This is a genomic window from Acinetobacter sp. SK-43 (assembly GCF_015351505.1).
GTDB classification, from domain to species: domain Bacteria; phylum Pseudomonadota; class Gammaproteobacteria; order Pseudomonadales; family Moraxellaceae; genus Acinetobacter; species Acinetobacter junii.
Genome location: NZ_JADKPY010000084.1, coordinates 134,083 through 143,260, shown reverse-complemented (window position 1 = coordinate 143,260; position 9,178 = coordinate 134,083). Strand labels below are relative to the sequence as shown.

Genomic DNA, 9,178 nt, shown 5'->3' with positions numbered 1-9,178 from the left:
CATAAATCGGCCGATCCTGCGGTTGGACGATATGCTTTAGGTTCAAATTCTTTACCAGCTTGATGTAGATTGATTTTTTGATTGCCGAATTGCAGTGCTTTTCGGTTTTCGGCAAAAGTAATGACTTCAAAATTCAGGGCTGATTGATAAAACTGACAGGTGATTTCAATATTAGCAACGGTCAAAACAAAATGGTCTAAATGGCTAATTTTCATATTTAATTTAACACTCTTTTTTTTATTCACATTCAGGTAAGGATTGATTGTTTGTAATCAAACGATTTTCATGGTGTTGATACTCAGCAATTTGCTGATAACTCATTTGTTGAAGAGGACCTTTTTTTAAGCCTGAAATGGTGATTGCCATTTCTTTACGAAAATAGGGGATTTGATACATCCACGGGAAAATTAAGTCACGTAAACTACCTGCCCACCAGTGGTTGGATTGATACAGAGGAGTCAGTAAACGGCTGAGAAATTGATAGAACTGAGTCGAGGAGCGGCGATGTTGATGATAGTGTTGCCACAATATCGACCAATCAATCTGCTGATTCTTCCGAGCGAGGCGCAATGATTGCGAAAAAGCCCATGCATCTAACAGTGCCATATTGGCGCCTTGTCCCAACTGAGGGCTCATGGCATGTGCTGCATCACCGATGACCCCGATTCGACCTTGACCAAATTTTGACATCACCACATCACGATATTGAGCTGATAACCATTGCGGTTGATTTTGCTGGTCTAATAAAAGTTGACTGAACCACTCAGCCACATCTGGCCAGCGATCTGAAACTTGTTTTAGCCATTGCTGCTTTGCAGATTCATCTTTTAAGAAAGATTGCAGTTGCGATGTTGGTAAACTCCAAAACACACTTGAAAGCCGTTGTTGTGGTGCTGTAGGAATAGCTCCAGTCGGTAATATTCCCATCATAATATTAGAGCGATCATAAAATTGATGCAGAATCTCAGGATTCAAGCTTAAGCATTCAGGCACGATTGTCCATGCAGCTCCCCAAGGATAGGGTTGATCGATTTTAACCCATGGTTTAGGTCGAAGTTGGCTTCTTGCACCGTTGGCAATCAGTACCGCATCAAAACAATCATCGAAGAATTGGTGTTTGCATGAGCCAAAGATTCGAACTTCACTTTGTAGTTCCTCAAGTCCGTCGATACGATGTCCCATTCTCCAAGTGACATGACTCGAATATTCAGCCAATTTTTCAGTTAAGACGTGACATAAGGTGGCACGATGAATACCAAGACCAAAATGATGAGCCTCAGCTTGGTGGTAATGACTATTCACCAATAGACGTTTATCTGCAAGTTGACCTTCTAAACCCGTGACTTTTGCACCTAATTTCAATGCTTGATCAAGTACACCAAGATGTTCGAAAACAGCTAAGCCAGCAGGTTGTAAAAGTAAACCAGCACCAACAGGAGAGAGTTCATCAACGTGTTCAAAGATCGTGACTTGATGACCTTCGCGTGCAAGCAAAATCGCAGTGGCGAGTCCTGCTGTGCCTGCACCAATAATTGCAAAATGAGGTGTTTTCATAATTGTTTTTTCAAGAAAGCGTATCTTCTAGGATTTCTTTTTAATAACTCTTTTATAATTTCAGTACGTTTATTTTTATCTAAAGATCGGATAGTTCTAATTAAATCTTGATTAACATCATCACTGTTTGCCCCTAGTCTTTCAGCAAGTTCATACCATTCTGCACCTTGAGTGGACTCATATAATTGCATATGAATTGCTCCCAAAAGGGTACAAGGTCTAAAATTTTTAGGAGTTAAATGATGTGCTTCTAAAGCATATTCTTTTGCTTGAGCAAAGTTTCTTAAATCTCGATATGCTCCACCAAAAGTGGTTAAGTATGCTGAAACGATCTTTTTATCACTATGATTTTTAATATCTTGAATCTTATTTAAAAAATCAATGGCTTCTTTACTAAGTTTAGCCTTTCTGAAACAAGCGCTTGCATTTATTGCAGAGTGTGGATTGTTGTTTTTTTCATATTCCTGCATATAGAATTTAGCTTCTATTGCGTAATATTTTTTATGGATAGCATCCGTATAGAAATCTTGATTCTGATTGGAATTTAACCAAACTCTTAATTCATCGGTTGGTCTTTTATTTTCACTAAGAGATTTGAGAAGATCATATAGATGATCAGAGTATTGGCTAGATTCCTCGAGTCCAAATTGAGATAATAGTGCTTTACGTTTTTTTTGAATTAAAGCTTTCTCTTTTTGTAGTTGTTTTCTTTCAAGATTCTCTTTTTCCCTTAATGCTCTTTCTGCAATATAATAAGGATCTAATTCAAGTTGTTTTTGTCGTTCTCTTTCAGCTATTTTCCGTAATGCTCTTTCGTTTTCAATTCTTTCTTGAAGAGCTTGTTCCGCAATCCGTGCAAGATGAATTTCGTTTTCCTTTTTAAGACGTTCTGCCTCAAATTTTTCTAATTTCTCTTTTTTTTCAATTTCTGCTTCAATTTGGAATTGATGGAAAGAAATGTCTTTGTTGGAAAATTTGAATAAACTAATTAGATTATTGCGTATTAAATAATTTTTTTCAGATAAAGAAAGACTTTCATTTATTTTTAATTTTTGAATAATTTTATGTAATAGGCTATGTGGTATAATTGAACTTTTAATGTCATCTACAAAATAAAATGCAGCATCTTTTACCATGCTTTCAATGAATTGTTGATGTTTCAATGCATTTTCAACTGATATTTTGCTTTTATATTTTGGACGAAAATTATGTTGAAAATATCTCCGTGACCCCATATTAAATCCCCCACATTTATCATATTAACTTTATTTTACCACTCGCCAAAGCGCAATCAGACTACTAAGCAGAATCAATACAATGGAAACAAACCACGGCGTAATAATGGCAATGGTTAGTAAAATCAACATCGTGCTGCCAAACATCCAGCTACGACGTTGTTGCTGTTGCATTTGCAAACGCATTTGTTGTATTTCGCGCAGTTGTTTGTCTTGCCATGCCGACTGGTTTTTTAAACCATTCAAACTATCAATGAGTAAAGTTGGTAAATCCTGAGCACCCAAAAGTAAGTCGGGGATTTGTTGTCCAATCTCTTTGATATTTTTAACTGGGTTCATATTGGCTTTGACCCATTCAGTCAAAATCGGTTTTGCCAATTTCCAAATATCAAGTTGAGGGTAAAGATCAGTTCCTAAGCCCTCTACATGGACTAAGGTTTTCAACAACAACATCAGTTGCGGTGGGATTTCTAAATGGAATCGACGCGCAATATCCATGACTTGAATCAAAATACCTGCAAAATCTAATTGATCCATTGGTTTTGAGACCATTGGACCCACAGTGCGGCGCATCTCACGAGATAAAGCATCTTGATCCGTACCAGGTGGAATCCAACCTGCTTGATGTACGATCTGAATCAATTGCATGAAGTTGCTGTTCATGACAGCAAGTAGCATCCGCGCTACGGTCATTTGGTCATGTTTTGACAACTCACCCATAATGGCGCAGTCCAACGCAATAAAGCGTGGGTTACTTGGGTTAATTGTTTCCACAAACACATTACCGGGATGCATGTCAGCGTGGAAAAAGTTGTCACGGAATACTTGGGTGAAGAAGATCGTTAAACCTTTTTCAGCCAAATCAGCACGATCCATGCCTAGACGATCAAAAGTTGCAGTATCTGAAATTGGAACACCAGTGATGCGTTCTGCGACCATCACATCTTTACTGTCCATGTAGACTTCTGGCACATACATCATGCTTGAGCCAGTAAAGTAATGACGCATGCGGCGAGTGTTGTCTGCTTCTAGACTTAGATCAAGTTCATTTAAGATAATTTGGCGATAATCTTGAATGATTTCAGATAAGTGCAGCGCACGCGCAGCTTCTAAACGGTTTTCTAGCCAATCGCCCAACCATGCCAAAATCTCAAAGTCTTGCAAAATTTGACTGCGAATATCAGGACGAGTGACCTTAACGATTACTTCACGTCCATCGTGCAAAGCCGCAGTATGAACTTGTGCAATCGATGCAGCCGCAAGGGGTTGTTCATCAAAACGTAGAAATAGTGTTGTAATATCTGCTTTTAATGAGTCTTGAATGCGCTGTTTCGCCAATTGTGTGTCATAAGGTTTTACACGATCTTGTAATAAAACCAATTGTGATAACACTTCTGGCGGGATCAAATCTCGGCGAGTCGAAAGCAATTGCCCAAGTTTAATGGCCAAAGGACCCATATCCTCAAGGGCTTCTTTTAACTTGAGTGGATTCTTTTTCTCACGACTTGACCACGCAGCAGGATGCATTTTGATGATGTTTAATGCATGACGTGCTTTAACTGGTAACTCTTCCGCAGGAAACAAGGTGTCAAGGCGGTAATGTGCTGCAATACGCCAGAGTTCGAGTAACCGTGTAATATGCGGAATCATATGGAATTTTACCTAGTCTTGTGTGGGATTAAACTGAGATTTTAATTGCTGAAATTTTGCTTCTAAGCGATCAATTTCTTGATTGAGCTGACGAGTTTCTCGATTCAGATCATCCATTTGCCAACGTGGCGCAAACAAACCACTATCTTCTTTAAGTGTATCTTCGACAAAGAACAAATGACTTTGCAACGAGCGCTTTATTTGCTGAGGCGCAAGCTGAATTTTTCCTAACTCATGTGCGAGTTGTGGACCAATCCAAGGGGATAAATGTGCAGCGAGATCAGGTTCTGCCTGTTGCATGATGCGCTGGATATCTTGCAATAAATGATAATCACCCTGTAAAGGAATATTACCGATTTGATCCATATCACTCAGCAAAAGTCGAATCAGTTCAACCACGTTTGCAACATGTAAGGTTGCAGTGGCATCGGTGATCTTATTTTGATGATCGAAAGGGCGCTGCTCAAAAATAGAAGGAGTTTGACTCTGTCCAGTGACAGTGGGTTCTAGACGAACTTTATTTTCATCAAAGAAAACATCAACTGAGAGTTGTGGACTATCGATCACAACTCGTAATAGTTGACCTTGTAATTGATTCAGTTGGATACGCGTAATCGCATCCAAATCAATCACATGATGAATGATACGTTCGACTGCACCGAGTGCTAAAATCGACCACATATCTTAAGCCTTACAGTTTGAATCCACGGTGAACTGCAACAATACCACCTGTTAAGTTGTGGTAATCACAGCTTTGGAAGCCTGCATTTTCCATCATGCCTTTAAGTGTACGTTGGTCTGGGTGCATACGAATAGATTCGGCAAGGTATTTATAACTTTCAGAATCATTCGCCACCAATTTACCCATCATCGGAAGTGCGGTGAATGAGTAAAAATCGTAGAGTTTTGAAAATGGCTCAAAAACAGGTTTTGAGAACTCAAGTACCAATAAACGACCACCTGGCTTAAGTACGCGATACATCGCTTGTAAAGCCGCATCTTTGTCAGTCACGTTACGTAAACCAAAACTGATCGTCACTAAATCAAAACTATTATCCGCAAAAGGTTCTAATGTTTCTGCATTGGCGAGTACGAAATCAACATTAGTGCAGCCCGCATCAATCAAACGATCACGACCAACATTCAACATAGATTCATTAATATCTGAAAGTACCACATGCCCTTGAGGACCGACTTCACGGCTAAAGACTTTCGCTAAATCACCTGTACCGCCTGCAATATCTAAGACATGCTGCCCACGACGAACACCTGACATATTGATCGCAAAGCGCTTCCATAAACGGTGAATACCAAATGACATCAAGTCATTCATGATGTCGTATTTACTCGCAACAGAATGGAAGACTTCAGCAACTTTTTGAGCTTTCTCATCACTGCTAACAGTCTGATAGCCAAAGTGTGTGGTCGCGCCGACATTGCCTGTATTGGCACCACGCGGTAAGTTGTATTTTGGTACAGAGCCACCTGTAGGGGTAGATGCAAGTCCTTGTTGTAATGATTGTTGTTGACCTTGCGGTGTACCTTGCGGAAGCGGTGAACTTAGGAATGGACTGACTTTGTCTGAACTCGGTTTTTGCTCAACTTCTGGGGTAGGCTGTTGGTTTTCGTTAGACATTGTTTTCTCCTAAACTCTCGTTCTAGCGATACGAATCAACATGCATGATGACAGATTTTGTAATTTTTTACAGGGCTTAGCATGTAATTGTTATGAATAATATACAGAAAGTCAGTGACTAAAAAGAGTTTCTAAATCGAAAAATGCTTATGCGTCATCTCTCAATAAAAATTATCAGAGATGACGCTGATGTTTAAGGGCGAAATGGGTCTGGGTGACCTGCGTGAACCTTCTCAATAATTTCACGCTCTTTTTCAGTGAAAGTTTTGATGAAGTTAGCCGCTGATTTCATTGGTTTCATCGCTGCAAAACCTTCTTGAATAAAGTCATACATGCGTTCGAATTGGTATTTATGGGCAATGCCTTTACACATTTTAAATGCAGCGTACATCATGGTTGAACGCATATATTTATCTAATGCGACACCTAACTCATCCAAAAGACGTAATTGCTCATAACGATCTTCGCCTTGATCCAATTTGATGAGCGTTTGACGCATAATTTCATCAGTCAATACAGTTTCAGCTGGGTAATCTTGTAAAAGTTGTACAGCAACTTGCTCATCCAAACGTGTTGCTAAGACAGCTAGGCTAACCGATTTAGTTCCCGTTTTAATTGCATTATCTGGCAATAGACTTTCTGCTTTGTGTGCATATTTCAATAGACGTTCGATCTGCTGTGCCATTGCATCAAAATCTGGTCCACCATACAAACGGTTTAAAAAGTATTGTGCCATCAACTGATTTTCAGGTTGGGCAAAAAACTCTTGGTGTGTGGCAGCAATACGTGCTTTCATCCATGCTTGTACGTCATGTAAACGCTGAGCTAGAACTGGATCTTGATGGTAATTTAAGCTTTGGTATTGTAATAAAAGTTGATCAAATGCAGCGAGTTTTGACATGTTCGAACTCAAAAGAAATAAAACCTTAAAATCATAGGCGTGATGATAACTTAGAACTATGACAGCACAAACCTAAAATCTTTAACAATCGGTCAGTCGAGATATGCACTGAATCTAATCTACATAAACTGTACACGGGATTTGATGCCTTTTTATCAGATTTAACTATACTTATTTTTAATAATTAAACATTTAGAATTAAATATGAGCACACAACAACCGACGTTTGGACTACGATCAGAAGAAGAACTTTCTTTGGATTTGATCGAGGCTCAATATGCTTTAAAAGATAGCCAAGATAAAAAAAATGCCAAAAGCGTATTAATCCTTGTCAGCGGGATTGAACTTGCAGGTAAGGGCGAAGCGGTTAAGCAATTACGTGAATGGCTTGATCCTCGTTATCTTAAAGTGAAAGCTGATGCGCCTAAGTTGTTGAGTGCCGATGAAACATTCTGGCAATCCTATACTCGGTTCATTCCTGCTGAAGGGCAAATCGTCGTGATGTTTGGTAATTGGTATAGTGATTTGTTATCTACTGCGATGCATGTTGCGAAGCCTTTGGATGAAACACTGTTTGATGCTTATGTTGAGCAGATGCGATCATTTGAACATGATTTGCAAAACAATAATGTCCATGTCATTAAGGTTTGGTTTGATTTATCTTGGAAATCATTACAAAAACGATTAGACCAAATCGATGCATCTGAGCAGCATTGGCATAAATTGCATGGCTTAGATTGGCGTAATAAAAAACAATACGATACATTGCAGAGTCTCAGCCAACGATTTACGGATGACTGGTATGTGATTGATGGTGAAGATGCAGAGCGACGTGATCAATGTTTTGCTCAATATATTTTGCAGACTTTACAAGAGCTCCCTGTTCATCAAACTAAAGTCACTGAGAAGTGGCAACAAGCCAAAGTTCCAAACGAGTTATTAGAACCATCCAAACAAGTTTTGGATAAAGATCAGTATAAGGATGAGCTTAGTAAACTCACCAAAAAGGTGGCTGATGCACTTCGATATGATGACCGTAAAGTGATTGTTGCATTGGAAGGAATGGATGCAGCAGGCAAAGGCGGAGCAATCAAACGGATTGTGAAGAAGCTAGACCCTCGTGAATATGAAATCCATACGATAGGAGCTCCAGAACGGTATGAGCTACGTCGTCCTTATCTTTGGAGATTTTGGAATAAGCTCAATGATGGGGAGAAAATTACGATTTTTGATCGCACATGGTATGGGCGTGTTTTAGTCGAAAGAATTGAAGAATATGCAACTACTGTAGAATGGCAACGTGCTTATGATGAGATTAATCGCTTTGAGCAAAGCTTAGTCGATAGTCAAACCATAGTGGTGAAGATTTGGCTTGCGATCAGTAAAGATGAACAGGCGGTTCGATTTAAAGAAAGGGAAGAAACACCTCATAAACGTTTTAAGATCACTCCTGAAGATTGGCGAAATCGTGAAAAGTGGGATGATTATTTAGACGCTGCGGCAGATATGTTTGAGCGAACGAATACTGACTATGCACCTTGGTATGTGATTGCGACTGATGATAAAAATACAGCAAGAATCGAGGTGTTGAAAGCGATTCTAAAACAACTGAAGGCGGACTAACCGCCTTAGTTATAAGGTAAATTAGGCAACAATCGTACTACGACTTTTTTGCTGAATACGTTTTGCCAAGTTATAGCAATCTTGGATATGTGCTTCAGTGATTTTTCGCATCATAAAATAACCAAGGCTTGCTGCGATCAGTTGACCGCCCAAAGGGATAAATTTGGTCACTTGTTTAGTGGCAACTTTGGTAAAAAAGCCGTTAAAAGATTTTTTCATTGCTGTGCGTGCGACAACGAAACCAGAGAACTCAAAACCACGTTTGCGTAATTCGTCCCAATGGATTTTCTTGGTTTCAGGATCGTAAACACTAATATGTTCAGGGGCTAAACCAAAGCGTGCATTAATATGCGGAATGATTTGCGTCAACATGCCTAAGTCGACAACAACATCAAAAAATGGAATCGGTACAATTGCTGCACCAGCAGACCAATATGCACGTTTTTTTGTTAATTCTAAACATTCCTCACGGATTTGCTCCAAGTTCAAACTTGGATCTATTGAATCAGGAATTTTTTCGATTTTCATAAAGTTATACCTAATGTCTATCCCTTGATAGTACATTCAATCGTATTGAAT

General features: G+C 39.2%; 9 protein-coding genes. 1 reads left to right on the top strand and 8 read right to left on the bottom strand.

The genetic code is table 11. From position 1 onward, the window contains the following. The 7 genes from IRT38_RS16815 to IRT38_RS16785 form a co-directional block, all read right to left on the bottom strand. On the bottom strand, positions 1-215 hold a 215-nt coding region (locus IRT38_RS16815; protein WP_409514099.1), incomplete at its 3' end, for a VOC family protein. Positions 216-237: 22 nt separating this feature from the next. Further along, positions 238-1,554 (bottom strand): FAD-dependent oxidoreductase, encoded by a 1,317-nt coding sequence (locus IRT38_RS16810; protein ID WP_194598299.1) that lies wholly within the window; start codon positions 1,552-1,554, stop codon positions 238-240. Then, on the bottom strand, positions 1,551-2,717 hold the full coding sequence (locus IRT38_RS16805; protein WP_194598298.1) for a hypothetical protein: 1,167 nt from the start codon (positions 2,715-2,717) through the stop codon (positions 1,551-1,553). Before IRT38_RS16805 ends, IRT38_RS16810 begins: the two co-directional genes overlap by 4 nt. 102 nt (positions 2,718-2,819) lie before the next feature. Then, entirely contained in the window at positions 2,820-4,439 is a 1,620-nt protein-coding gene (locus IRT38_RS16800; protein ID WP_194598297.1) for an ABC1 kinase family protein, read from the bottom strand. Positions 4,440-4,451: 12 nt separating this feature from the next. Next, positions 4,452-5,120, bottom strand: coding sequence for an SCP2 domain-containing protein (locus IRT38_RS16795; protein WP_004958639.1), 669 nt, complete (start codon positions 5,118-5,120; stop codon positions 4,452-4,454). Between the two features lie 10 nt (positions 5,121-5,130). After that, positions 5,131-6,075, bottom strand: coding sequence for a bifunctional demethylmenaquinone methyltransferase/2-methoxy-6-polyprenyl-1,4-benzoquinol methylase UbiE (gene ubiE, locus IRT38_RS16790; RefSeq protein ID WP_004916798.1), 945 nt, complete (start codon positions 6,073-6,075; stop codon positions 5,131-5,133). Positions 6,076-6,268: 193 nt separating this feature from the next. Next, positions 6,269-6,976: an FFLEELY motif protein gene (locus IRT38_RS16785; protein ID WP_194598296.1), complete on the bottom strand. Its 708-nt coding sequence runs from the start codon at positions 6,974-6,976 to the stop codon at positions 6,269-6,271. Between the two features lie 204 nt (positions 6,977-7,180). On the opposite strand from IRT38_RS16785, the gene IRT38_RS16780 reads away from it, so the two are divergent. Beyond that, the gene (locus IRT38_RS16780; RefSeq protein WP_194598295.1) at positions 7,181-8,599 is read left to right on the top strand and encodes a phosphate--AMP phosphotransferase; all 1,419 of its coding nucleotides are present in this window, start codon (positions 7,181-7,183) and stop codon (positions 8,597-8,599) included. A gap of 21 nt (positions 8,600-8,620) precedes the next feature. On the opposite strand, the gene IRT38_RS16775 is transcribed toward IRT38_RS16780, so the two are convergent. Beyond that, complete coding sequence (locus IRT38_RS16775; RefSeq protein WP_194598294.1) at positions 8,621-9,127, bottom strand: hypothetical protein; 507 nt, start codon at positions 9,125-9,127, stop codon at positions 8,621-8,623. Positions 9,128-9,178 lie beyond the last annotated feature (51 nt).

Coding starts and splice junctions, on each gene's coding strand:
- IRT38_RS16810 (WP_194598299.1), bottom strand. CDS start 1,554: ATGAAAACACCTCATTTTGCAATTATTGGTGCAGGCACAGCAGGACTC.
- IRT38_RS16800 (WP_194598297.1), bottom strand. CDS start 4,439: ATGATTCCGCATATTACACGGTTACTCGAACTCTGGCGTATTGCAGCA.
- IRT38_RS16795 (WP_004958639.1), bottom strand. CDS start 5,120: ATGTGGTCGATTTTAGCACTCGGTGCAGTCGAACGTATCATTCATCAT.
- ubiE (WP_004916798.1), bottom strand. CDS start 6,075: ATGTCTAACGAAAACCAACAGCCTACCCCAGAAGTTGAGCAAAAACCG.
- IRT38_RS16785 (WP_194598296.1), bottom strand. CDS start 6,976: ATGTCAAAACTCGCTGCATTTGATCAACTTTTATTACAATACCAAAGC.
- IRT38_RS16780 (WP_194598295.1), top strand. CDS start 7,181: ATGAGCACACAACAACCGACGTTTGGACTACGATCAGAAGAAGAACTT.
- IRT38_RS16775 (WP_194598294.1), bottom strand. CDS start 9,127: ATGAAAATCGAAAAAATTCCTGATTCAATAGATCCAAGTTTGAACTTG.